Genomic DNA, 24,544 nt, shown 5'->3' on the forward strand with positions numbered 1-24,544 from the left:
ACGCTAACCCTGCCGACGGGTCGGCGTCTCGCCGAGCAGCCGCAGGGAACAGTGCTGTTGCGCGAGTCGGCGGACCGCGGCGAGCAGGGTGTCTCCGAGGACGGTCCCGACGACGACGCCCTCGACCGTCCGGGCCCGGTCGCCCCGGTCCACCACCGCCGCCACCTCGTGCTCGGCGACCTCCTCCATCGTGCGCATGTAGAGCCCGAGCTGCCGGGCCAGGTCGGCGTCGCCGAGCCGGAGGTAGGTGGCGAGGACGCCGACGGCGCCGTGCCAGGCCGGGTTCTCCGCCGTGACCTGCCAGCCGCGTTCCGCGACGTGGTCGGCGAGCATCTGCTCGGCCTGCTCCCACGCCTCGTCGGGCTCCTCCTCGGGCGCCGGGGCGGTCGTCGTCCCCGAGGCCCGTCCGAGGGCCTGGAAGAGCGGGAGTCCGGGGTCGTCCACGGCGGCGAGCACGTCGCGGGTCGCGACGACCGACAGGCCCCCGACGTCGATGAGCGCCCGGATCATGCGCAGCCGCCGCAGGTGCGCGTCGTCGTACGAGGCCTGGTTCGGGCTGGTCCGCTCGCCCGCGGGCAGCAGCCCCTCCCGCAGGTAGTACTTGATCGACGCGACGCTCACGCCGCTGCGCCGGCTCAGCTCGCCGACCCTCATCCGACTCCTCCCACCTGGACAACTTCTACGGATAGTTCTACTGTCCATTCTCGTTCGGACAGTGCCGCTATCCAATCACGGGGGACCCGATGCGAGCCTGGAACCGCCCTCTCCTCGTCCTCACGGGCGCCATGACCCTGCTCGTCCCGGTCTGCGCGGCGGGCCTGCTGCTCGATCCCCGCGTGCTCGGCGGCGCCCCGATCTGGGCGAAGCCGTTGAAGTTCTCGATCAGCTTCGCCCTCTACGCTCCGACGCTGGCGTGGATGGTGTCGCTGGTCCGCGCCGACCGGGCGCACCGGGTCGCCTCCGCCGCGGCCACCGTCGTCGCCGTGGCCTCGACGATCGAGATGATCGCGATCGTCGGGCAGGTGCTGCGCGGGCGGGCCAGCCACTTCGACGTCGCGACGCCGTTCGACGCGGCGGTCTGGGCGGTCATGGGCGCCTCGATCGCGGTGCTGTGGGTGGCGAACCTCGTCATCGCGATCGTGCTGCTGCGGGAGCGCTCGCTCACCCCGTCGGTCGCGTGGGGCGTGCGCCTCGGGCTGCTGGTCTCGCTGCTCGGGATGGCCGTGGCGTTCCTCATGACCGGTCCGAGCGGCGCCCAGATCGCGGCCGCGCAGGCCGGGGACGGGATGCCGACGGTCGGCGCCCACGCGGTCGGGGTTCCCGACGGCGGGCCGGGCCTCGCCCTGCTCGGGTGGTCGACGACGGGCGGCGACCTGCGCATCGGGCACTTCGTCGGGCTGCACGGCCTGCAGGTCGTCCCGCTCGTGGCGCTCGGCCTGCTGCTGCTCGTGGGGCGGGTCCCGGCGGTGCGGTCGGAGCTCGTCCGGGTCCGGCTCGTGCTGATCGCCGCGGCGGCCTGGACCGGCCTCACCCTGCTGCTGACGTGGCAGGCCCTGCGCGCCCAGCCGCTGCTCGCCCCGGACGCGTGGACGCTCCTGGCCGCGGGAGGCCTCGTCGTCGGGACCGCCCTCGCCGTCGGGACGGTGCTCGCCCGGGCCCCGCGCCCGATGACCCGCGAGGCGGTGCCGGCATGAGGTACGGCTACCTGGTGCTCGCGCTGGTCGGGCTCGTCGGGACCTGGTGGTTCAACCTGGCCTCGTTCGCGGCCGGGGAGGACTATCTCGCCGGCTGGTTCGCGAACGCCGCCTCGTCCTCGGCGGCGGTCGACATCCTCGTCGCCGGCCTCGCGGCCTGCGTGTTCATGGTCCTCGAGGGCCGGCGCCTCGGGTGGCCGACCTGGTCGCTGGTCCTGCTCGTCGTCGGGAGCGCGGCGATCGCCGTCGCGTTCGTGTTCCCGCTCTTCCTGTTCCTGCGCGACCGCGCGCGCACCCCGAAGGAGGTCCCCGCATGAGTTCCTACGTCCGCCGCAGCGCCGACATCGAGGGCGACTTCGTCGTCTTCCTCATCGGCACCCACGTCAACCGCTGGACCGACGTCCGCGCCTGGCTCCCGGTGTTCCACGCGATGCCGCGGATGCTGCGCGAGCTGGAGCGGCACCCGGAGATGGGGCTGCTGAAGGCGCACGCGGGCTGGATGTTCGGCGGACCCGCCGTCGTGCAGTACTGGCGCTCCTACGAGCACCTGGAGGCGTACGCGCGGAACGCGCAGGCCGAGCACCTCCCGGCGTGGCGGGCGTTCAACCGGGCCGCCCGCACGTCGCCGGACTCCGTCGGCATCTTCCACGAGACCTACCGCGTGTCCGCCGGACAGTGGGAGACGATCTACGGCGCGATGCCGGAGATCGGTCTCCTCGCCGCGAGCCGCGCGGTGGACCTGTCGTCGGGAAGCACCTCGGCGACGCGGATCGGCGCGCGGACCGACGACCACCCGCCGGTCGAGACGCCCTGAGGCGGGACGACTAGAGCCCCAGACGCTTCGCGATCAGCATCTTCTGGACCTCGGACGTGCCCTCGCCGATCTCCAGGATCTTCGAGTCCCGGTAGTGCCGGGCGACGGGGTACTCGTTCATGAACCCGTAGCCGCCGAAGATCTGCGTCGCGTCGCGGGCGTTGTCCATCGCCGCCTCACCGGAGACGAGCTTGGCGATCGCCGCCTCCTTGGTGAACGGCACGCCGGCGGCCATCTTCTCGGCGGCGTGCTGCCAGGCGAGGCGGGCCGTGTGGGCGCGGGTCTCCATCTCGGCGATCTTGAACTGGATCGCCTGGTAGGTGCCGATCGCGGCGCCGAACGCCTGCCGCTCGCGGGCGTAGCGGACCGACTCGTCCACGCAGCCCTGGGCCGCGCCGGTGGCCAGGGCGGCGATCGCGACCCGGCCCTCGTCGAGGATCGACAGGAACTGCGAGAAGCCCTTGCCGCGCTGCCCGACGAGGTTCTCCTCGGGCACGCGGCAGTCGGAGAACGCGAGCTCGTGGGTGTCCGAGGCGTTCCAGCCGACCTTCGAGTAGCTCGGCGCCACCGTGAAGCCCTCGGTGCCGCTCGGCACGAGGATCGCCGAGATCTCGCGCTTGCCCTCGGTCTGCCCGGTGACCGCGGTGACCGTGACGTGCGAGGTGATCCGGGTGCCGGAGTTGGTGATGAAGGCCTTCGAGCCGTTGATGACCCAGTCGCCGTCGTCCTGCTTCGCGGTCGTCTTCGTGGCACCGGCGTCGGAGCCGCCGCCGGCCTCGGTCAGGCCGAACCCCCCGAGGGCCTTCCCGGCCGCGAGGTCGGGCAGCCAGCGCTCCTTCTGCTCGTCGGAGCCGAACCGCACCAGCGGCATGATGCCCAGCGACACCCCGGCCTCGAGGGTGATCGCGACCGACTGGTCGACGCGGCCGAGCTCCTCGAGCGCGACGCACAGCGCGACGTAGTCGCCGCCCATGCCGCCGTACTCCTCGGGCACCGGCAGGCCGAACAGGCCCATCTCGCCCATGGTCGCGACCAGGTCGTACGGGAACTCCTCGCGGATGTAGTAGTCCGCGATGACCGGTGCGACCTCCTTCTGCGCGAACTCCTCGACGGTGGCGCGCAGGGCCTCGTGCTCCTCGGACAGCTGCATGACTACTCCGTGCTCTCGGTGCTCTGGGGGGTGACGGTGACGAGGGGTGCGTCGAGCGCGACGGTCGCCCCGGCTCTCGCGGGGAGCTCGGTGACCGTGCCGGCGATCGGCGCGGTCAGCACGTGCTCCATCTTCATGGCCTCGACGACGACGAGCCGCTGCCCGGCCTCGACCTCTTGGCCCGGCTCGACCTCGACGACGGTGACGGTGCCCGGCATCGGGCTGGTGACGGCGCCGTCCGACGCGCCCCCGGCGGTCCGTGCGGCCTGCAGGCGCTCCTGCTCGCGCAGGGCCCAGGTGCCGCCGTCGCGCGAGATCCACAGGACGCCGTCGGCGAGGGCGGTCCGGTACCGGCGGGTGACGCCGTCGAGCGTCGTCACCAGCCCGTCCGCGGTGGCCGTCCCGACGACGGGTCGGGGCGGGTCCTCCCCGAGCGTCACCGTCGCGGCGTCGGCCCGTCCGCGCAGGGCGACGTCGAAGGACGTGTCCTTCTCCCCCAGCGGCACGAGCGTCCACCGCGCGGGCGCGGGCTCGCCGCCGATGCGCCAGCCGCCGAGCGTGTTGAACGGGTCGTCGGACTCGGGCAGGCGCAGGAGGCCGGCGAGGGCGGCCGCGACCACCACGTCGTCGGGAACCTGCTGCTCGGGCACCCCGAGCCGGGCGATGAGGCCGGTGTCGAGACGGCCCGCGCGGACGTCGTCGTGCGTGATCAGGGTCCGCAGCCAGGCGAGGTTGGTGGTGACGCCGAGGACGGTGGTCCGGGCGAGCGCCTCGTCGAGCCGGTCGAGGGCCTCGGCGCGGTCGGCGCCCCGAGCGATGATCTTGGCGAGCATCGGGTCGTAGGCGCTGCCGACCTCCTGACCGACCTGCACGCCCGCGTCGACCCTGGCTCCCACGACCTGGGTCGAGCTCCGCTCCGCTGCGTCTCCCGCCGGCCAGTCGAGGCCCAGGATGCGGCCGCCGGTGGGGAGGAAGCCGCGCGCGGGGTCCTCGGCGTAGAGGCGGACCTCGACGGCGTGGCCCTCCAGCGTCACGTCGTCCTGCTCGTAGCCCAGCGGCTCGCCGGCGGCGACCCGGAGCTGCTCGGCGACGAGGTCGAGGCGCCCGCCGCGCACGCGCACGACCTCCTCGGTGACCGGGTGCTCGACCTGCAGCCGCGTGTTCATCTCGAGGAAGAAGAACTCGCTCGCGTCGGCGTTCGTCACGAACTCGACGGTCCCGGCGCCGACGTACCCGCAGGCCGTCGCGGCGTCGACGGCGGCGCGGCCCATGGCGTCGCGCTGCTTCTCGTCGAGCACCGCCGAGGGGGCCTCCTCGACGACCTTCTGGTGGCGGCGCTGCAGGGAGCACTCGCGTTCGCCGAGGTGGACGACGGTGCCGTGCGTGTCGGCGAGGACCTGGATCTCGACGTGGCGGGGGTCGGTCACGTACCGCTCGAGCAGCAGCGTGTCGTCGCCGAAGGAGCCGCGGGCCTCGCGGCGGGCGGCGGCGATGGCGTCGGCGAGCTCCTCCTCGCGCTCGACGACGTGCATGCCCTTGCCGCCGCCGCCGGCGCTGGGCTTGAGCAGGACGGGGAAGCCGGTGCGGCGGGCGACGTCGGCGAGTTCGGCGTCGCTCAGTCCCTGCTCGGAGCTGCCGGGCACGAGGGGCACCCCGGCCGGCTCGACGGCGGCCTTCGCCGAGATCTTGTCGCCCATCGTCTCGATCGCAGCGGGCGGCGGGCCGATCCACGTCATGCCGGCCTCGGCGACCTGCCGGGCGAACGCGGCGTTCTCGGCGAGGAAGCCGTAGCCCGGGTGGACGGCCTGGGCACCGACCCGGGCGCCCGCCTCGACGATCGCGGCGCCGTCGAGGTAGTTCCCCACCCGCACGGCCACGTCGGCCGCCGCGACGTGCGGCGACGACGCGTCGGCGTCGGTGTAGACGGCGACGCTGCGCAGCCCGCGGGCGCGCACGGTGGCGGCGATGCGGACGGCGATCTCGCCGCGGTTGGCGATCAGCACGCTGGCGAACACGGTGTCCTCTCCCCTGATGACAGCAATGCGTCACTGCTTGCACCCAGTGCAAGCAGTGACGCATTGCTTGCACCCGGGGAGGCGCTACATCCGGAACACACCGAACCGCGGGTCGTCCAGCGGCGCGTGGGCGCAGGCGGACAGGGCCAGGCCGAGCACGGTGCGGGTGTCGAGCGGGTCGATCACGCCGTCGTCCCAGAGCCGGGCGGTGGAGTAGTAGGGGTGACCCTGACGCTCGTACTGCTCGCGGACCGAGTCGGCGCTCGACGACCCCACGGTGCCCAGCACCGTCGCGGCCTGCTCGGCACCCATCACCGAGATGCGGGCGTTCGGCCACATGAACAGGAACCGCGGCGAGTAGGCCCGCCCGCTCATGGCGTAGTTCCCGGCGCCATAGGAGCCGCCGATCACCACGGTCAGCTTCGGCACCCGCGTGGTGGCCACCGCGGTGACCATCTTCGCGCCGTCCTTGGCGATCCCGCCGGCCTCGTACTCGCGGCCGACCATGAACCCGGTGATGTTCTGCAGGAACACCAGCGGGATGCCGCGCTGGTCGCACAGCTCCACGAAGTGCGCGCCCTTGAGCGCGGACTCGCGGAAGAGCACGCCGTTGTTCGCGACGATGCCCACCGGGTGCCCGTGGATGCGGGCGAAGCCGGTGACCAGCGTGGTGCCGTACTCGGCCTTGAACTCGGTGAACCTCGACCCGTCGACGACCCGCGCGATCACCTCGCGCACGTCGTAGGCGCTGCGCCCGTCGACCGGGACCACGTCGTAGAGCTCGGCCGGGTCCTTCGCCGGCGGCACCGAGGCCCGCTTCTCCCACGGCGGCGCCGGGTCGGCGGGCAGGGTGTCGACGATGTCGCGGACGATCGACAGGGCGTGCGCGTCGTCGTCGGCGAGGTGGTCGACCACCCCGGAGGTCCGGGCGTGCAGGTCGCCGCCGCCGAGCTCCTCGGCGGTGACCTCCTCGCCGGTCGCGGCCTTCACCAGCGGCGGGCCGCCGAGGAAGATCGTCCCCTGGTTGCGGACGATCACCGCCTCGTCGCTCATCGCCGGGACGTAGGCCCCGCCCGCCGTGCACGAACCGAGGACCGCGGCGATCTGCGGGATGCCGAGCCCGGACATCGTGGCCTGGTTGTAGAAGATGCGCCCGAAGTGCTCACGGTCGGGGAACACGTTGTCCTGCTCGGGCAGGAACGCCCCGCCGGAGTCGACCAGGTAGACGCACGGCAGCCGGTTCTGCAGCGCCACCTCCTGGGCGCGCAGGTGCTTCTTCACCGTCATCGGGTAGTAGGTGCCGCCCTTGACGGTGGCGTCGTTCGCGACGACCACGCAGGTGCGCCCGGAGATGCGCCCGACGCCGGTGATGATCCCCGCGCCCGGCGCGGCGTCGTCGTACATCCCGTGCGCGGCCAGCGGTGAGAGCTCCAGGAACGGCGACGACGGGTCGAGCAGCGCGTCCACCCGGTCGCGCGGCAGGAGCTTCCCCCGCTCGACGTGGCGCTGCCGACTGCGCTCCGGCCCGCCCAGCCGCACCGCGGCGAGCTTCGCCCGCAGGTCGTCGACCAGTTCGGCGTGCCCGGATCCGACCGTGGCGGTCACCGGCAACCTCCCTCGACGTGAACGATGACTAACACGAGACGTTAGCGAGCGTTCACATCGCGGCGCAAGAGTCGTACTGTGCCTCGGGTGGAGCTGATGGCACGAACCGCACCGACCCGCCGTCGGGACCAGATCCTGGTCGAGGCCGCGCGGCTGTTCGCCCGGCACGGCTTCCACGGGACCTCGATCGACGGGATCGGTGCCGCCGCGGGCGTCAGCGGGCCGGCCATCTACCGGCACTTCCCGTCGAAGGAGGGCCTGCTCGCCGAGATGCTCGTCGGGATCAGCGAGCACCTGCTCGAGGGCGCGCAGGCGATCGTCGCGGCCCACCCCGACGCCCCGGGGCGGCTGGGCGCGCTCATCGACTTCCAGGTCGACTTCGCCCTCCACCGCCCCGAGCTGATCACGGTGCAGGACCGCGACCTCGCCTCGCTGCCGGACGATTCCCGACGGCGGGTGCGCGCGCTGCAGCGCGCCTACGTCGAGGTGTGGGAGGACGTCATCGCGCGGGTGGGCCCGGCGCGCAGCACCGACGAGGTCCGCACGGCCGCCCACGCGGCGTTCGGCCTGATGAACTCGACCCCGCGCAGCGCCTCGCACACCTCGCCCGAGGTGGCGGGGCCGGTGCTCGCGACGATGGTGCGGGCCGCCGTCGCGGCGTGAGACGGCCCGCCGCGCCGTGCGGGTGGCGCGGACCCGACGTCAGGGACGGACCGTCGCCGACGAGCGCGGGTTCAGAGGCCCGCCGCCTCCGCCGCGCGCGCCCGGCGCATGCGCATCTCCTCGAGCCGGGACCGCACCGAGATGCGGCGCTGCACGAGCTCGCGCACGTAGTCGTCGCGCCCCTGCTCCTGCTTCTCGTGGATTTGGCGGGTGAGGCGACGCTCGAAGTTCTCCAGGATCGTGAACTCGCCGTTGAGTCGGCGGTACTGCGCCCGGGCCTCCTCGAGGCGTGCGTGCTCGGCCTCGTCGCGCGAACCGATGATCTGCTCGGGCACCATCGCGTCCGGTCTCGTCATGGCGCACCGTCCTTCCGTCGTCCGGAGGTCCAGCCTCCTCCCCGGCCACCGCGACGAAAAGTCCCTCACGGGAGTTATGTGCGGTCACCGGCCGAGGCGGACCGTTCCTGACCGCCTCGGCCGCGACCCTCGTCGTCATGACCGAGCTGACGCCGTTCACCGTCGACGTCCCGCCGTCCGACCTGGACGAGCTGCAGCGACGACTCGCCGCCGCCCGGCTGCCCGACGCCCCGTACGGGATCGGCTGGTCCCACGGCGTCGAGCGGGACCATCTCGCCGAGCTCGTCCGGCTGTGGCGCGAGGAGTTCGACTGGCGCGCCGTCGAGCAGCGGCTCAACGCCTGGCCCAGGTGACGACGTCGATCGACGGCCAGCCGGTGCACGCCGTCCACGCCCGGGCGACCCAGCCGGACGCGACCCCGCTGCTGCTCCTGCACGGGTGGCCGTCGACGCCGGCGGACTTCCTGCCGGTGCTCCCGGCCCTGGTCGAGCGGTTCCACGTGGTGGCGCCGTCGTTGCCCGGGTTCGGGTTCACGGGACCGACGACCGAGGTCGGCTGGGACCTCGACCGCCACGCCCGGACGCTGCTCGACCTCATGACGCGAGCCGGCTACGAGCGGTTCGTCGTCCAGGGCGGGGACTGGGGCGCGCTGATCGGGCCGCACATCGCGCGGCTCGCCCCCGAGCGGGTCTCCCTCGTGCACCTCAACGCGTTGGCGACGCCGGCCGACTGGTCGGCCGGCGACCCGACGGCCGGGTTGTCCGAGGAGGACGCGGCCCAGGTGTCCGCGCTCGGCGCCCTGTGGGAGGAGCGCTCGGGCTACGCCACGATCATGGGCACGCGGCCGCAGACCCTCGGGTACGCGCTCGCGGACTCGCCGGTCGGCCTGCTCGCGTGGCAGCTGGAGTGGTTCGTCGACTACGACCCGACGACGACCCGGCAGATCCCGGTCGACCCGATCGCGGTCCTCACCGACGTCACCACCACCTGGCTCACCGGCACGGCCGCGTCGTCGGGACGCATCTACCGGGAGTGCCACGGGGCCTTCGAGCAGCACGCACCGTCGGGGGTGCCGACCGCCGTCGCCTGCTTCACCGGCGACCACGCCGTCCGCGGGATCGCCGAGCGCTCGCACCGGATCGTGCGCTGGCGGCGCTACGACACGGGCGGCCACTTCGCGTCGTTGCAGGCGCCGGACGTGCTGGTGGCCGATCTCGTGGCCGCGGTCACCGAGGAGGGCGTGTAGTCGATCGCCGAGGTCGGGCACCTCGGGCCATCGATCCCGATCGCACCGTCACGCACCTCCCGGAGAGCTACCTCATGGCCGACCGCCACGTCCGCCCGTCCGACGACGGATGGATCGTCGTCAAGCCCGCCGCCACCCGTCCCAGTGCCCACGCCCCCACCCAGGGCGAGGCCATCGCCCGCGCCGTCGAGATCGTCCGCAACGACGGCGGCGGCGCCGTGATGGTGCACGACCTCGCGGGTGAGCTCGTCGAGGCCACCGACGTCCCCGCCCACACCCAGGACTCGGAGCGCATCGCCACCGAGCTCTCCGCCGCGGCCGCCGCGGAGGCGAAGCAGACCGGCGAGGACACCTCCCGCCGCGCCGCCGCCGAGGCCGCCCAGGCCGGGGTGGAGGTCGCCGACCTCGACCAGGAGCGCATCGAGGCCTCCGGCCAGAGCAGCGCCGCCGAGCGCGACGCCGCTCGGAAGACCGCGAAGGCCTCCGCCGACAGCAACGGCTCCGGCAGCCGCAGCACGGGCACCGGCCCGCGCGCCGTCGCCGACACCGCCGCCGAGCGGGCCGGGACGGTCGCCGACCAGGCCGCCGACTCGGCGCGCACCGTCGGCGACGAGGCGTCGGAGACCGCCGACGAGGTCGGTGGCGACCTCGCGACCACCGCCAAGAAGATCCGTGGCCACGCCGAGGGCTCCGCCGAGCGGGTCGGCCGCACCGTGTCGCAGGGCGCCGGGCAGATCGCCGACGACGCCTCCGCCGCGAGCCAGTCGGTCGAGTCCGCTGCGAAGGACGCCGCCGACGTCGCGCGCGAGACCGGCCGGGAGGCCGCCGACGAGGTCCGCGGCACGGTCCGCGAGGTCGCGGGCGAGGCACGGGCGGCCGGACGGCGCACCGCCGCGACCGTCGAGGCCACGGCGGCCGACGCGAGCGACGAGCTCCGCAACACCACCCGTCGCGCCGCCCAGCAGGGCGAGAAGCTCGACGAGGAGCTGACCGACGCGGCCGACCGCGCCGGCCAGACGATCCACGCCTACACCGAGGCCGCCGCCGCCCCGCTCGACTGGCTGGCGGCCGTGCTCAACCCGGTGCGCATCACGGGCCGGCTCGTCAACGTGGTCACGGTGACCGGGCTCCGCCTGGTCGGCTCTGCTACCGGCGTCGGGGCGCACAAGGCCGACGAGGGCGCCCGGCGCCTGCAGGACGCCGTCAGGTGACCTTCGGTCCCGTGAGTACTTGTGACGGTCATGACCGTCACAAGTACTCACGGGGCGAAGCCACCTCAGCGGGCGCGGGCGCCGCGGTCGAGGCGGTGTAGCCACCGGTGATCTGGCCCCACTGGTAGGTCGTCGAGCGGGCACCGTGGCCGCCCATGGCGGACCTGATCGCGGAGTTCCTGCAGGCCGTGGACGGCGCCGGCGACCGGGTCATTCCGGAGTCGGCCCTGGCGGGCGGGGTCGCGGAGGAGCAGCAGGCCCAGTTCGACGCGTTCCTGGCCCAGCTCGAGGCGGCCGGGCTGATCGAGGACGTGAGCCCCGAGGAGCTCGGGCGCCGCTTCGTCCACGTCGCCGTCACGGATGCCGGGCGGAAGTACGTCGCCGACCAGGGGGCGTAGCTGCCGAAGATCTCATCGCGCCGTGCGATCTGATCGCTGAGCGATCACATCGCGCGGCTCGTCCGGATCTTGCCGACGGCGGGTGCGTGGGCCGGCGCAGGTGCACACCGGGCAGGCCCACGACCGCGGGCCGCCGCCCAGCGCACGTAGCCGCCCGAGATCTCGGCGCGCCGCGCGATCTGCTCGCTGAGCGATCACATCGCGCCCGGGTTGCCGGTGTTCACGGACAGGTCGGCACCGTTCGCGGTGCGCGAGGCCCAGGCGTACTCGGCCGACAGGCATGGGTTGGCAATCGACACCGTCCTGCCGTTGACGCCGACCGGGTGACCTCCGGTCGTGTGAGTACTTGTGACGGTCATGGCCGTCACAACTACTCACGAGGCGCAGCCACCTCCCGCTCCCGCAGCACGTTCTTCTGGATCTTCCCGGTCGAGGTCTTCGGCAGCTCGCCGAACACGATCCGCTTCGGGGCCTTGTACCGCGCGAGGTGCGTGCGGACGTGCTCGACGAGCTCGTCCGGGTCGACCTCCTCGCGGGCGGTCACGTACGCCACCGGGATCTCGCCCCACTGCTCGTCGGGGACGCCGACCACGGCCGACTCGATCACCGCGGGGTGGCTGTCGAGCACCCGCTCGACCTCGACCGACGCGATGTTCTCGCCGCCCGAGATGATCACGTCCTTCGAGCGGTCGCGGATCTCGACGTAGCCGTCGGGGTGCACCACGCCGAGGTCGCCGGTGCGGAACCAGCCCGCCGCGTCGACGGCGGCGGTGGCGGCGACGTCCCGGTAGTAGCCCAGCATCACGTCGTTGCCGCGGACCACCAGCTCGCCCAGGGTCTCGCCGTCGGCGGGCACGTCCGCGCCGGACTCGGCGATCACCCGCAGCCGGGCCGCCACGACGTTGCCGACGCCCTGCCGCGCCTGCAGCCGCGCACGCTCGTCGTCGTCGAGGTCGTTCCACTCCGGGTGCCAGTCGTTCACGACGGCGGGTCCGTAGGTCTCGGTGAGCCCGTACAGGTGGGTGATGTCCATACCGAGCCCGGTCATGCGCGCGAGCAGGGTCGGCGAGGGCGGGGCGCCGCCGGTCGCGACGGTCACCCGCTGCTCCAGCGGCGCCGCGGTCTCACCGCCCGCGATCATCGTCAGGACCGTCGGGGCCGCGCAGAAGTGCGTCACGCCCTCGTCGCGCAGCAGGCGCCAGATCTCGTCCGGGTCGATGGCCCGCAGGCACACGTGCGTCCCGCCGGCGGCCGTGACGCCCCAGGGGAAGCACCACCCGTCGCAGTGGAACATCGGGAGCGTCCACAGGTAGCGCGACCCGGGGTCGAGGCGCAGGTGGAACGCCATCGCCAGCGCCTGCAGGTAGGCGCCGCGGTGGTGGTACATCACGCCCTTGGGCAGACCCGTGGTGCCCGACGTGTAGTTGATCGCGAGCAGGCCGCGCTCGTCGGCCACCGGCACCACGCTCGGCGCCGCCCGCCCCAGCCGCTCCTCGTACTCGTCGCCCTCGAGCAGCAGCGTCGCCCCGGTGCGCTCGGCGACGGTGCGCGCCATGTCCGCGAGCTCGGTGGTCGCGAGGAGCACGCGCGAGCCGGAGTGGGTGACGATGTGGGTCAGCTCGTCGGCGGAGAGCCGGGTGTTCAGCGGCACCAGCACGCCGCCGGCGAAGGGGACGCCGTGGTGGGCCTCGAGCATGACGTGGCTGTTGGTCGCGAGGGCGGCGACCCGGTCCCCGGGCCGGACGCCGAGCGCCCCGAGCGCCCCCGCCAGCCGTCGGGAACGCTCGGCGAACTGCGAGTAGGTGAACCGGAGCTCGCCGTCGACGATCGCCGTCCGGCCCGCGAAGGCGTGCTCGGAGCGCTCGAGGAACGCGGTGGGCGTCAGCTCGGCGAACGTGAACGCCGCGGGCGGCGGGGTGTTCGACCTGAACGGTCCGGTGGTCACGGTGGTCCTCCCCGCTGGATGGTCGCCGACCGCGAGCGTAGGTGGTTCAGCCTTGTTCGGCGCTGCACCACCACGTCGTCCGGCTCCCCACGGTGCCCTTCTCCATGGGTGCCCCACACCGCGGACACGTCTCGTCCTTCTTCCGGTGCGGGATGACCTCCCCGGTGTGGACCCCGCCGTGCTCGATCGCCTCGCGGGTGGCGCGGCGCAGGACCCGGCGCAGCTCGTCGAGCTGGGAGGTCGACAGCTCCCCCGACGGCGTGTGCGGGTCGAGCTTCGCCTCCCACAGCGTCTCGTCGGCGAGGAGGTTCCCGACGCCGGCGATCGCGTGCTGGTCGAGCAGCCTCGCCTTGATCGGGGCGGTGCCCTTCCCGATCCGCTCGCGGAACTCGTCGCGGGTGATCTCGTAGGCGTCCGGGCCGAGCACGTCGAGATCGGGTTCGAGACGGACCCGCCCCAGGCGCCGCTTGTCGAAGAGTCTGAAGGTGCCGCCGTCGTCGAAGAAGAACGTCACCCGGTCCCACTCCGGCTTCTGCTTCTCCTCGGTGGACTTCCTCGGCAGCCCGCCCGCGTACTCGGAGTCGCGGGCACCGTCGGGCCCGGTGATGCGGATGCGGCCGCCCATCCCGAGGTGCACCCCGAGGTTGGGCCCCGGCTCGCCGTCGGCCGTCACCGTCTCGCACCACATCGTCTTCCCGAGGCGGTGGGCCGCCGTCAGCCTCCCGCCGACCAGCGCCTTCGCGATCTCGCCGGGCTTGTGGGGACGACAGACGTACTCGTCGGTGTCGTCGACGTCGGTGATGGTGCGGTCGAGCGCCTTCTCCAGGACCTGGCGGGCGCTCTCCACCTCGGGCAGCTCGGGCACTCCCCGGTGATACCCCCGTTCCCGCTGCTCACGCGCCGGCCGGTGCCCCGAGCCCGACGACGGCGACCGGCCCGCACCGAGTGGGAGCAGGTCGCCGTCGACGTCGCCGGGCAGGATGCACCGCATGGCGCCCTCCCCGACCGACATGCTCGCCGTCGCCCTGCGCGAGGCCCGGCAGGGCCACGAGACCGGCGGCGTCCCGGTCGGGGCGGCCCTCTTCGGCCCCGACGGCGAGCTGCTCGGTGCGGGGCACAACCGGCGCGTCCAGGACGGCGACCCCGCCACCCACGGTGAGACCGCCGCCTTCCGCGCCGCGGGTCGCCGCCCCGACTACGCCGGCACCACGATGGTCACCACGCTCTCGCCCTGCTTCTTCTGCGCCGGACTGATCCGGCAGTTCCGCATCCCGCGCCTGGTCGTCGGCGAGGCCCGCACCTTCGGCGGGCAGCACGCGTGGCTCGCGGAGCACGGCGTGGAGGTCACGGTCCTCGACGACCCGGCGTGCGCGGACCTCATGAGCCGGTTCGCGCAGGAGCAGCCGGACACCTGGCTCGAGGACATCGGCGGGCCGGAGTAGTCGCACCGGGTCAGCCGTGGCCCACCGCTGACACCTGACGTCAGGAACGGGACACGGCCACCACGCCGGCGAGGACGTCCCCGACGACGGCGGCCACCTCCCCGGCCGGGTCGGCCGCGGCCCGGGCGGCGGGCTCGTCCATCCCGAGGCCGCGCAGGAGCGTGACCGCGAACTCCGCCGCGACCTCGGCGGGGGCGAGGCGTCCGGCCGGGTCGAACCAGGTCCACATCCAGTGCAGCGACCCGAACATCTGCAGCGACCGGAGCCGGGCGTCCCCGGGCAGGAACGTCCCGTCCGCCTCGCCGTCGGCCAGGACGCCGACGACGAGGTCGCGGTACTCGTCCCGCAGCCCACGCGCCGACTCCATGCCGGGTCGGTCGACGAGGCGGACCACCTCGCGCTGGAAGGCCACCGTGGTGGCGGGCTCGTCGGCGGAGTAGCGCACACCCGCGTGGACGAGCGCGGCGATGCGCTCCCCGGCGCCGGGCAGGCGGGCGAACATCGCGTGCGCCTCGGCGAGCCGGCGGCGCATGTACGACTCCTGGACCTCGGCGAGCATCCGGTCCTTGGTGCCGAAGTGGTGGACGATCGTCCCCTTGCTCATGCCCAGCTCGGCGGCCACGTCGCCGAAGTTGGCCCGGTCGTACCCGTGCTGCGCGACGTGGCGGGTGAAGGTCTCGAGGATCTCCGGGCGCCGACCGCCGCGGGCATGGCCGGTCATCGAGGCCCCCTTGTGAACTGACCGCACGTACGGGCAAAGTGTGCCAGGTCTCAGCGCGCAGGGCGAGGGAGTCGGATGGACGAGAGCATCGGGGCCTGGGTGGCCCGGCGGGCGGAGCGGTCGCCGGACGCGGTGGCGCTGGTCGACGGACCGACCGGACACCGCATCTCCTACGCCGAGCTCGACGACCGCGTCGCCGCCCGCGCGGCCGATCTCGCGGCGCTGGGCGTCGGGCCCGGCGACCGGGTGGCGCTGCTCGGCGAGAACTCGTGCGCCTACCTGGAGTGGCTCTTCGCCGTCGCCCGGCTCGGCGCGATCACCGTGCCGGTGAACATGCGGCTCGCGCCGGCCGAGGTCGCCTACGTGCTCGCCGACTCCGGCGCCGTGCTGCTGGTCCGCTCGGCGGCGTTCACCCCGCTCGGCGACGCGGCGATCGCCGAACTGGCGGCGCCGCCCGACCTCGTGGACCTGACCACCGATCCCGGCCCGACCCGTCGTCGGGAAGGGGAACCGGCGCCCGGCCGGGGCGACGAGCCCTGCGTGATCATGTACACCTCGGGCACCACCGGCCGCCCCAAGGGCGCGGTGCTGACGCACGACAACATGCTCTGGAACGCCGTGAACATGTGCGTCGCGGGGCCGGGGATCGCCTCGACCGACGTGACGATCGCGGCCGCGCCGCTCTTCCACATCGGCGCGCTCGGGCTCTCGGCGCTGCCGCTGCTCTACGCGGGCGGGACGGTCGTGGTGGTGCCCGCGTTCGACCCGGCCGGCTTCCTCGACCTCATGGCCCGCGAGGGCGTGACGACCCAGTTCCTCGTCCCCGCGATGTGGGCGGCCCTCACCCGCGTGCCCGACCTCGGCGAGCGCGCCTTCCCCGCCCTGCGCTGGGCGATCTCGGGCGGCGCGCCGTGCCCCGTCGTCGTGATCGAGCGCTTCCTCGAGCTGGGCTGGACGTTCACCGAGGGCTTCGGGATGACCGAGCTGTCGCCGGCCGCGCTGTTCCTCGACGCGGCCGACGTCGTGACGCACGCGGGGTCGGTCGGGCGACCGTTCCTGCACGTCGACGCGCGGCTGGTCGGTCCCGACGACGAGCTCGTCGACCCGGGCGAGGTCGGCGAGCTGGTCCTGCGCGGCCCGACGGTGTTCGCCGGCTACTGGAACCGCCCCGAGGAGACCGCGGAGGCGATGCGCGGGGGCTGGTTCCACTCCGGGGACCTCGGGATCGCCGACCAGGACGGCTTCGTCACCCTCGTCGACCGCAAGAAGGACATGATCATCACCGGTGGGGAGAACGTGTACCCGGTCGAGGTCGAGCAGGCGCTGCACCGCCATCCCGCCGTCTCCGACGTGGCGGTGATCGGGGTGGGCGACCCGCAGTGGGGCGAGTCGGTGGTCGCCGTGGTGGTGGCCGCCGAGGAGGTGACCGCGGACGAGCTGATCGGCTTCGCCCGCGAGCGGATCGCGCACTTCAAGGCGCCGCGACGGGTCGAGTTCGTCGCGGACCTGCCGCGCAACGCCACCGGCAAGCTGCTCAAGCGGGTGCTGCGCGAGCAGTTCACCGGGTCGTCCACGGCGGTGTCCCGGTGACCGCGACGGTGGCGCGCCCGGCGCGCTCGCCCTGGGACACCGAGGAGCGGCGCGAGCTGCGGGCCCTGGTGCGGCGGTTCACCGAGCGGGAGATCGTGCCGTCGCTGCCGGAGTGGGAGGACGCGGGCGCCATGCCGCGCGCGCTGCACCGGCGGGCGGGCGAGCTGGGACTGCTGGCCCTCGGGTTCCCGGAGGCCGTCGGCGGCGAGGGCGGGCACGTCGACTCCGCGATCGCCACCGAGGAGCTGATCCTCGCGGGCGGGACGAGCGGGGTGGTCGCGGGCCTGTTCACCCACGGCATCGCCGCCCCGCACATCGCGCTGCACGGCTCGCCCGAGCTCGTCGACCGCTTCGTGCGCCCGACCCTGCGCGGCGAGCTGATCGGCTCGCTCGGCATCACCGAACCCGGGACCGGGTCCGACGTCGCGGGCATCACCACGCGGGCGGTGCGCGACGGGGACGACTACGTGGTGACGGGCGGGAAGACGTTCATCACCTCCGGTACGCGGGCCGATTTCGTGACGACGGCCGTGCGCACCGGCGGCCCGGGCCACCGCGGGGTCTCGCTGCTGGTGATCGAGACCGACCGGCCCGGGGTGCACCGCACCGCGCTGCGCAAGATGGGCTGGCACTGCTCGGACACCGCGACGATCTCGCTCGACGAGGTGCGGGTGCCGGCGTCGAACCTGGTCGGACCGGAGGGCAGCGGCTTCCGCCAGATCATGGAGCGCTTCGGGTCGGAACGGCTCTCCCTCGCCGTGCAGGCCTACGCGACGGCCCAGCGCTGCGTGGAGCTGACGATCGCGTGGGCACGACAGCGCGAGACGTTCGGCGCCCCGCTGACGAGCCGGCAGGTCGTCCGGCACCGGATCGCGCAGATGGCCCGCCGGGCGACCGTCGCGCGGGTGTACGTCCGGGACGTGTTCGAGCGCTGGGAGGCCGGGGAGGACGTCGTCACCGAGCTGGCGATGGCGAAGAACCAGGCCGTGGAGGCGTGCGACTGGGTGGTCGACCAGGCCGTCCAGCTGCACGGCGGCGCCGGCTACCTGCACGGCGTCGAGGTAGAGCGGCACTACCGGGACGCCCGGATCCTCGGCATCGGGGGCGGGACGAACGAGATCATGGACGAGGTCATCGCGTCCCGGCTGGGGCTGGACGAGTGAGCCCCGTCGTCGAGGCCGCACCCGTACTCGCCAGCCGGCTCGACCCGTCGTCGGGAACCTTCGCCGCGGACCGCGAGGCGATGCTGTCGGCGTTGGCCGACGTCGACGCCGTGGTCGACACCGTGCTCGCGGCGGGTGGCCCGAGGTACGTCGACCGCCACCACGAGCGCGGGAAGCTCACCGCGCGCGAGCGGATCGACCTGCTGCTCGACCCCGACGCGCCGTTCCTCGAGATCGCCGCCCTCGCCGGCGCCCACGAACCCGAGCTCACGACGCCGGGTGCGGGTCTCGTCTGCGGGGTGGGGCCCGTGAGCGGCGTCGACTGCCTGGTCATCGCGAACGAGCCGACGGTGAAGGGCGGGTCGCTCACGCCGATCGGGGTGGCCAAGCAGCTGCGCGCCCTGGAGATCGCGGAGCGCAACCGGCTCCCGGTGATCGCGCTCGTGGAGTCGGGCGGGGCCGACCTGCCGCGGCAGGCGGACCTGTTCGTGCCGGGCGGGCGGACCTTCCGGGAGCTCACGCGCCTGTCGGCGGCGGGCATCCCGACGATCGCGCTCGTGTTCGGCTCGTCCACCGCCGGCGGCGCGTACATGCCGGGGATGAGCGAGTACACGGTCTTCGTCCGCGGGCAGGCGACGGTGTACCTCGGCGGCCCGCCGCTGGTGAAGATGGCGATCAACGAGGACGTCGACGACGAGACGCTCGGCGGGGCGGAGATGCACGCCCGGGAATCGGGTCTGGCCGACCACCTCGCCGCCGACGAGTACGACGCGCTGCGCATCGGGCGCCGGATCGTGGCGTCGCTGGGGCTGCCACCCGTGCCCGCGCGGGCGGCCGAGGCGCCGGTGTACCCGGCCGAGGAGCTGCGGGGCTGCGCGGCGAGCGACCCGAAGCGCTCGGTCGAGGTGCGCGACGTCCTCGCCCGGGTGCTCGACGGCTCGCGCTTCGACGAGTTCAAGCCGCTCTACGGGACGACGCTGGTGTGCGGCTTCGGCACCCTCGGTGGCTTCCCGGTCGGCGTGCTGGCGAACAACGGCATCCTGTTCTCCGAGGAGTCGCAGAAGGGCGCGCACTTCATCCAGCTCGCGAACGCCCGGTCGATCCCGCTGCTGTTCGTCCAGAACATCACCGGGTTCATGGTCGGCTCCGCCTACGAGCGCGGCGGGATCATCAAGGACGGCGCGAAGCTGATCAACGCCGTGTCGAACTCGACGGTGCCGCACCTGACGCTCATGGTCGGCGCCTCCTACGGCGCCGGGAACTACGGGATGTCGGGTCGCGCGTACGACCCGCGGTTCGTGTTCACCTGGCCCAACCACCGCATCGCCGTCATGGGCGGCACGCAGCTCGCGGGCGTCATGTCGATGGTCCAGCGGCGTTCCGCCGAGCGGGCCGGCCGTCCGTACGACGAGGCCGCCGACGCCGCGACGCGGAAGGCGATCGAGGACGGCGTCGAGGCGCAGTCGAACGCGATCTACGCGTCCGGCCGGGTCTGGGACGACGGGGTGATCGACCCGGCCGACACGCGCACGGTCCTGTCGTTGGCGCTGCGGGCGGTGCACTCGGCCCCGGTCGTCGGCGCGACGCACTTCGCGCCGTTCCGGATGTAGGGCCGACTGCCAGCAATGCGTCACTGCGTGCACCCAGTGCCAGAGAAGCCACATCGTCGAGATCGATCCGGCCCGAGGAGCGCCCGTGATCCGCACCCTGCTCGTCGCGAACCGCGGTGAGATCGCCCGCCGCGTGATCCGTGCGGCGCGCGCCCAGGGCATCCGCACGGTCGCGGTGTACTCCGAGCCCGACGCGCACGACCCGCACGTGACCGACGCCGACGCGGCCGTCGCCCTGCGCGGGTCGACGTCGGCCGAGACCTACCTCGACCAGCAGCAGGTCCTCGACGCCGCCCGCCGCGCCGGCGCCGACGCCGTGCACCCCGGCTACGGCTTCCTCTCGGAGAACGCCGCGTTCGCCCGCGCGGTCACCACGGCCGGCCTCACCTGGGTCGGGCCGCCGCCCGGGGCGATCGAGGCGATGGGCGTCAAGCACACGGCGAAGGACATCGCCCGGGCGGCCGACGTCCCGACGCTGCCCGACGCCCTCGTGACCGCGGAGACCGACCTCGCCGCGGCCGGCGACACCGTCGGCTTCCCGCTGCTCGTGAAGGCCTCGGCCGGGGGCGGCGGCACGGGGATGCGCCGCGTCGACCGGGCCGCCGACCTCGCCGAGGCCGTCCGCTCCGCCCGCGCCGAGGCGCAGCGCTCCTTCGGCGACGACACGGTGTTCCTCGAGCGGCTCCTCCTCGCGCCCCGGCACGTCGAGATCCAGGTGCTCGCGGACGCCCACGGCCACGTCGTGCACCTCGGCGAGCGGGAGTGCTCGATCCAGCGCCGGCACCAGAAGGTCGTCGAGGAGGCGCCGTCACCCGTCGTCGGGAAGGAGCTGCGGGAGCGGATGGGGGCGACGGCGGTCGCGCTGGCGCAGCAGCTCGGCTATGTCGGAGCCGGGACGGTCGAGTTCCTGCTCGACGATGTGGATTCCCTGGCGTCCGGTGCACGCAGTGACGCATGGCTTGCACCGGCAGGTGCACCGTTCTTCTTCCTCGAGATGAACACCCGCCTGCAGGTCGAGCACCCGGTCACCGAGGAGGTGTGGGGCGTCGACCTGGTCGCGCTGCAGCTGGCGATCGCGGAGGGTGAGCCGCTGCCGTTCACCCAGGCCGACCTGGCGCCGCGCGGGCACGCGATCGAGGTACGGCTCTACGCCGAGGACCCCGCGCACGACGACCGGCCGTCCCCCGGCCCGCTGCACCGCTACGCGCACGGCGACGACCTGCGGTGGGAGGACGCGGTCGGCCCGAGCGGCACGGTCAGCGCGTTCTCCGACCCGATGATCGCCAAGGTGATCGCCCACGCCCCGACCCGGGCCGCCGCGGCCCGCCGTCTGGCCACGGGGCTCGCCGAGGCGGAGATCCACGGCGTGCGCACCAACCGCGACCTGCTCGTCCGGATCCTCGCCGAGCCCGACTTCCTCGCCGGCGCCACCCGCACCGACTTCCTCGAGCGCCACGCCGAGCTGCGAATCCCGCTCGAGCCGCCGCGCGCGCACCTCGCGGCCGCCCTCGCGTGCACCGCCGCGGCCCACCGCGCGCACGACCCGCTCGCCCCGCCCGGCTTCCGGCTCCTGCGTCGGACGCCGCCGGCCCGGGCCGAGCTCGACGACGGGCGCGTCGTCACCCACCGCCTCGGCGCCGCCGCGGGCGACACCACGATCGAGCTCGACGGCGAGCCGCTCCGGCTGCGCGACCTGCGCCCGCACGCGGTGCGGGTCGACGACGGCGGGGTCGAGCGGGCCTGCCGGGTCGCCCGGTACGGCGACGACGTCCACGTCGACGACGGTGCCCGCAGCAGCACGTGGCGCCTCGCGCCGCGCCTGCCCGCCGTCGACGCCGCACTCACGGCGGGCGGCCCGGTCTCGGAGGTGCCGGGCACGGTCGTCGAGGTGCTCGTGGCGCCGGGTGACGAGGTCCGGGCCGGGCAGAAGCTCGTCGTCCTCGAGGCCATGAAGATGGAGCACCCGGCGCTCGCCGCGGCGGACGGGGTCGTCGAGACCGTGCACGTCGAGGTCGGGCAGTACGTCGAGGCGCACGCGACGCTGGTGACCCTCGGGGCGGCCGGATGATCGCGATCGCGAACTGCTCCGGCTTCCTCGGCGACCGGCTCTCCGCCGCCCGCGAGATCGTCGACGCCCACCGCGAGGGCCGCGCGCACGTGGACGTGCTCACCGGCGACTGGCTCGCCGAACTCACGATGGGCCTGCTCGCCACGCAGCGCGAGCGGGACCCGGCCCGGGGGTACGCCGCGACGTTCGTCGCGCAGATGACCGACGTGCTCGCCGACTGCCTCGCCGCCGGGATCACGGTCGTCGCGAACGCCGGCGGGCTGAACCCGCACGGCTGCGCCGCGGCGGTCGAGGCGCTCGGCACGGGCGCGCGGATCGCGGTGGTCGACGGCGACGACGTCACCGACCGCGCCGCCGCGGAGCTGGACGAGACACCCGTCGTCGCGAACGCCTACCTGGGGTGCCGCGGGATCGTGGCCGCGCTCGCGGCGGGCGCGGACGTGGTGATCACCGGGCGGGTCACCGACGCCGCCGTCGTGCTCGGGCCCGCGGCCCACCACCACGGTTGGGGCGTCGACGACCTCGACGCGCTCGCCGGCGCCACCGCCGCCGGACACGTCATCGAGTGCGGCGCCCAAGCCACGGGCGGCAACTTCTCGTTCGCCCGGGAGATCGCCGACCTGCGCCGCGCCGGCTTCCCGATCGCCGAGATCGCGGCGGACGGGTCGGCGGTGATCACGAAGCCCGCCGGGACCGGAGGGGCGGTCACCGTCGAGACCGTCACCGCCCAGCTGCTCTACGAGATCGACGGCCCCCGCTATCCCACCCCGGACGTCACGGCCCGCTTCGACACCCTCGCCCTGCACGACGACGGACCGGACCGGGTACGGATCTCGGGTGCGGTCGGGGAACCGCCCCCGGACACCGTGAAGGTCGGCGCGGTCGTTCCGGCTGGCTGGCACAACGAGATCACGCTCGTGATCACCGGGCTCGACGTCGAGGCGAAGGCCCAGCTCGCGCTGGACGCGCTCTGGGCGGCCGTCCCCCGCGACGCGTTCGACCGGGTCGCGACGACGCTGGTGCGCGGGGACCGGGAGGACCCGAAGCGCCTCGCCGAGGCCGTCTCGTTCCTGCGGATCGCCGTGGCCGGGGACCGACGGGCCGTGGCCCGGCTCTCGCGCGCCGCCGTCGAGACCGCGCTCGCGAGTTACCCCGGCTTCTTCGCCACGAGCCCGCCCGGGCCCGGGTCGGCCGCCTCGGTGTTCCGGCCGGTGTTCCTGCCCGCCGCCGAGGTGCCGCAGCGGGTGACGCTCGACGGGGCCGCCTGGGAGGTGCCGGCTCCCTCCCCGATCCGAGCGGAGGGCACCCTCGATCGCACGGATCGGGCGACGGGCCCCGTCGCTCGGTTCGCCGGCCCCTCCCGCCGCGTCCCCCTCGGGCGCGTCGTCGGGGCCCGCTCCGGCGACAAGGGCGGCAACGCCACGCTCGGCCTCTGGGCCCGGACCGACGAGGTCCACGCCTGGTTGGCCGACGTCTGGACCGACCCGTTCGTCGCCGACCTCCTCGGACCCGACGCCGAGGGCTGCGAGCTGCGTCGATGGTCCCTGCCGAACGTGCGCGCGGTGGGCGTGACGGTCGTCGGGTTCCTGGGTCGCGGTGTCGCCGACAACCTGTCCCTCGACGCCCAGGCCAAGGGGCTCGGCGAGTTCGTCCGGGCCCGGCACGTCGACGTCCCCGAGGAGTGGATCCCCTGATGGTCGCGTTCACCGAGGAGCACACCGCCTTCCGGAAGTCCGTGCGGGCGTTCGTGGAGCGGGAGATCGACCCGTACGTGGACGGCTGGGAACGCGACGGGCAGATGCCCACCCACGAGCTGTTCGGCAAGCTCGGCGCGCTCGGCTGGCTGGGCCTCGAGTACGACGAGGCCTACGGCGGCCAGGGCGCCGACCACCGGTTCGCCGTCGTGTTCGCCGAGGAGATCGGACGGTGCGACGCGGCCGGGGTCGGCATGGCGATCGCGGTGCAGACCGACATGGCGACGCCGTCGCTGCACCGCTTCGGCTCCGAGGAGCTGAAACAGCGCTACCTCGCCCCCGCGATCCGCGGCGAGATGGTCACGGCGATCGCGGTGACCGAGCCCGACGCCGGGTCGGACGTCGCCGGGCTGCGCACCCGCGCGATCCGCGACGGCGACGACTGGGTGATCGACGGCGCCAAGCTCTACATCACCAACGGCGTCCAGGCCGACTGGCTGTGCCTGCTCGCCCGCACCTCCGACGAGGGCGGGGCGCGCGGGATGAGCCAGATCGTGGTGCCGACCGACACGCCGGGCCTGCGGGTCTCGCGGAAGCTCGACAAGCTCGGCAACCGCTGCTCGGACACCGCCGAGCTCGCCTTCGACGGCGTGCGGGTGCCGGTGGCGAACACGATCGGCACGATCGGTCGCGGCTTCCAGCAGCAGATGGCCCAGTTCCAGAACGAGCGGATGGTCGCCTGCTACGGACGGGTCGGGGCGTGCGAGCGCGCCCTGGACCGCACGCGCGACTACCTGAAGCAGCGCCGCGCCTTCGGCGGCACGCTGATGGACAACCAGTACCTCGCCTACCAGCTCGCCGAGCTCTACGCGCGCGTCGACCTGTGCCGGCACTACAACTACGCCTGCGCCGAGGCCTACGAGCGGGGCGAGGACACCTCCCGGTTCGCGACGATCGCCAAGCTCGCCGTCGGGCGGCTCTGCGAGGACGTCGCGCGCACCTGCCTGCAGTACCACGGCGGGATCGGTTACATGGAGGAGACGTGGACCGCCCGCTTCCTCCGGGACATGCGGATCACCTCCATCGGAGGCGGCGCCGACGAGGTGATGCTGCGGGTGATCGCGACCATGCACGGGATGTAGACGACGACGAGGGTCGG

General features: G+C 73.8%; 21 protein-coding genes and 2 pseudogenes. 15 read left to right on the forward strand and 8 right to left on the reverse strand.

Going from position 1 to position 24,544, the window contains the following annotated elements; translation table 11 throughout:
* Positions 1–3: 3 nt before the first annotated feature.
* Positions 4–654 carry a MerR family transcriptional regulator gene (locus tag LN037_RS02895; RefSeq protein WP_230749652.1) on the reverse strand — a complete coding sequence of 217 codons (651 nt, stop codon included), beginning with the start codon at positions 652–654 and terminating at the stop codon, positions 4–6.
* Positions 655–785: 131 nt separating this feature from the next.
* On the opposite strand from LN037_RS02895, the gene LN037_RS02900 reads away from it, so the two are divergent.
* From LN037_RS02900 to LN037_RS02910, 3 genes are read left to right on the forward strand one after another with little or no spacing between them, the layout of a single operon-like run.
* Positions 786–1,694 carry a hypothetical protein gene (locus tag LN037_RS02900; protein ID WP_230749654.1) on the forward strand — a complete coding sequence of 303 codons (909 nt, stop codon included), beginning with the start codon at positions 786–788 and terminating at the stop codon, positions 1,692–1,694.
* Positions 1,691–2,011, forward strand: coding sequence for a DUF2834 domain-containing protein (locus LN037_RS02905; RefSeq protein WP_230749656.1), 321 nt, complete (start codon positions 1,691–1,693; stop codon positions 2,009–2,011). The genes LN037_RS02900 and LN037_RS02905 overlap by 4 nt, the downstream gene beginning before the upstream one ends.
* The gene (locus LN037_RS02910) at positions 2,008–2,508 is read left to right on the forward strand and encodes a DUF4188 domain-containing protein (protein ID WP_230749658.1); all 501 of its coding nucleotides are present in this window, start codon (positions 2,008–2,010) and stop codon (positions 2,506–2,508) included. Before LN037_RS02905 ends, LN037_RS02910 begins: the two co-directional genes overlap by 4 nt.
* Positions 2,509–2,518: 10 nt before the next feature.
* Here the strand turns inward: LN037_RS02910 and LN037_RS02915 are convergent, their stop codons facing one another.
* From LN037_RS02915 to LN037_RS02925, 3 genes and pseudogenes are all read right to left on the reverse strand, one after another.
* Positions 2,519–3,658, reverse strand: coding sequence for an acyl-CoA dehydrogenase family protein (locus tag LN037_RS02915; protein WP_230749659.1), 1,140 nt, complete (start codon positions 3,656–3,658; stop codon positions 2,519–2,521).
* A gap of 2 nt (positions 3,659–3,660) precedes the next feature.
* Positions 3,661–5,673, reverse strand: coding sequence for an ATP-binding protein (locus tag LN037_RS02920; protein WP_230749661.1), 2,013 nt, complete (start codon positions 5,671–5,673; stop codon positions 3,661–3,663).
* 84 nt (positions 5,674–5,757) lie between these two features.
* Positions 5,758–7,260, reverse strand: a pseudogene (locus LN037_RS02925) (carboxyl transferase domain-containing protein); the annotation flags it as partial.
* 114 nt (positions 7,261–7,374) lie between these two features.
* On the opposite strand from LN037_RS02925, the gene LN037_RS02930 reads away from it, so the two are divergent.
* The gene (locus LN037_RS02930) at positions 7,375–7,941 is read left to right on the forward strand and encodes a TetR/AcrR family transcriptional regulator (RefSeq protein WP_230749665.1); all 567 of its coding nucleotides are present in this window, start codon (positions 7,375–7,377) and stop codon (positions 7,939–7,941) included.
* A gap of 71 nt (positions 7,942–8,012) precedes the next feature.
* On the opposite strand, the gene LN037_RS02935 is transcribed toward LN037_RS02930, so the two are convergent.
* Positions 8,013–8,297 carry a hypothetical protein gene (locus tag LN037_RS02935; RefSeq protein ID WP_230749667.1) on the reverse strand — a complete coding sequence of 95 codons (285 nt, stop codon included), beginning with the start codon at positions 8,295–8,297 and terminating at the stop codon, positions 8,013–8,015.
* A gap of 137 nt (positions 8,298–8,434) precedes the next feature.
* Here LN037_RS02935 and LN037_RS02940 point away from each other — a divergent pair.
* The 4 genes and pseudogenes from LN037_RS02940 to LN037_RS02955 all read left to right on the forward strand — a co-directional run.
* Positions 8,435–8,697 (forward strand): annotated as a pseudogene (locus LN037_RS02940) (epoxide hydrolase N-terminal domain-containing protein); the annotation flags it as partial.
* A 69-nt stretch (positions 8,698–8,766) separates the two neighbouring features.
* Positions 8,767–9,543, forward strand: coding sequence for an alpha/beta hydrolase (locus LN037_RS02945; protein WP_230750377.1), 777 nt, complete (start codon positions 8,767–8,769; stop codon positions 9,541–9,543).
* A gap of 74 nt (positions 9,544–9,617) precedes the next feature.
* Positions 9,618–10,754 (forward strand): DUF2188 domain-containing protein, encoded by a 1,137-nt coding sequence (locus LN037_RS02950; RefSeq protein WP_230749669.1) that lies wholly within the window; start codon positions 9,618–9,620, stop codon positions 10,752–10,754.
* A gap of 155 nt (positions 10,755–10,909) precedes the next feature.
* Complete coding sequence (locus tag LN037_RS02955; protein ID WP_230749671.1) at positions 10,910–11,152, forward strand: helix-turn-helix domain-containing protein; 243 nt, start codon at positions 10,910–10,912, stop codon at positions 11,150–11,152.
* A 370-nt stretch (positions 11,153–11,522) separates the two neighbouring features.
* Here LN037_RS02955 and LN037_RS02960 read toward each other — a convergent pair whose 3' ends face one another.
* Positions 11,523–13,097 (reverse strand): acyl--CoA ligase family protein, encoded by a 1,575-nt coding sequence (locus tag LN037_RS02960; RefSeq protein WP_230749673.1) that lies wholly within the window; start codon positions 13,095–13,097, stop codon positions 11,523–11,525.
* A 46-nt stretch (positions 13,098–13,143) separates the two neighbouring features.
* Complete coding sequence (locus tag LN037_RS02965; protein ID WP_230749675.1) at positions 13,144–14,088, reverse strand: Fpg/Nei family DNA glycosylase; 945 nt, start codon at positions 14,086–14,088, stop codon at positions 13,144–13,146.
* Here LN037_RS02965 and LN037_RS02970 point away from each other — a divergent pair.
* The gene (locus LN037_RS02970; protein ID WP_372460362.1) at positions 14,087–14,539 is read left to right on the forward strand and encodes a nucleoside deaminase; all 453 of its coding nucleotides are present in this window, start codon (positions 14,087–14,089) and stop codon (positions 14,537–14,539) included. The two genes, LN037_RS02965 and LN037_RS02970, sit on opposite strands and share 2 nt — an antisense overlap.
* Before the next feature lie 40 nt (positions 14,540–14,579).
* Here the strand turns inward: LN037_RS02970 and LN037_RS02975 are convergent, their stop codons facing one another.
* A complete protein-coding gene (locus tag LN037_RS02975; RefSeq protein WP_230749678.1) occupies positions 14,580–15,260 on the reverse strand; it encodes a TetR/AcrR family transcriptional regulator in 681 nt (226 codons plus the stop codon).
* Positions 15,261–15,335: 75 nt separating this feature from the next.
* Between LN037_RS02975 and LN037_RS02980 the strand changes: the two genes are divergently transcribed.
* The 6 genes from LN037_RS02980 (at position 15,336) to LN037_RS03005 (ending at position 24,527) form a co-directional block, all read left to right on the forward strand.
* Entirely contained in the window at positions 15,336–16,850 is a 1,515-nt protein-coding gene (locus LN037_RS02980) for an acyl-CoA synthetase (protein WP_230749680.1), read from the forward strand.
* A complete protein-coding gene (locus LN037_RS02985) occupies positions 16,847–18,013 on the forward strand; it encodes an acyl-CoA dehydrogenase family protein (protein ID WP_230749682.1) in 1,167 nt (388 codons plus the stop codon). The genes LN037_RS02980 and LN037_RS02985 overlap by 4 nt, the downstream gene beginning before the upstream one ends.
* A gap of 80 nt (positions 18,014–18,093) precedes the next feature.
* The gene (locus tag LN037_RS02990; protein WP_230750380.1) at positions 18,094–19,623 is read left to right on the forward strand and encodes an acyl-CoA carboxylase subunit beta; all 1,530 of its coding nucleotides are present in this window, start codon (positions 18,094–18,096) and stop codon (positions 19,621–19,623) included.
* An 85-nt stretch (positions 19,624–19,708) separates the two neighbouring features.
* Positions 19,709–21,691: an ATP-binding protein gene (locus LN037_RS02995; protein ID WP_230749684.1), complete on the forward strand. Its 1,983-nt coding sequence runs from the start codon at positions 19,709–19,711 to the stop codon at positions 21,689–21,691.
* Positions 21,688–23,385 carry an acyclic terpene utilization AtuA family protein gene (locus LN037_RS03000; RefSeq protein ID WP_230749686.1) on the forward strand — a complete coding sequence of 566 codons (1,698 nt, stop codon included), beginning with the start codon at positions 21,688–21,690 and terminating at the stop codon, positions 23,383–23,385. The genes LN037_RS02995 and LN037_RS03000 overlap by 4 nt, the downstream gene beginning before the upstream one ends.
* On the forward strand, positions 23,385–24,527 hold the full coding sequence (locus LN037_RS03005; RefSeq protein WP_230749687.1) for an acyl-CoA dehydrogenase family protein: 1,143 nt from the start codon (positions 23,385–23,387) through the stop codon (positions 24,525–24,527). Before LN037_RS03000 ends, LN037_RS03005 begins: the two co-directional genes overlap by 1 nt.
* Positions 24,528–24,544: the final 17 nt, after the last annotated feature.

It is taken from the genome of Actinomycetospora soli (assembly GCF_021026295.1).
GTDB lineage: Bacteria > Actinomycetota > Actinomycetes > Mycobacteriales > Pseudonocardiaceae > Actinomycetospora > Actinomycetospora soli.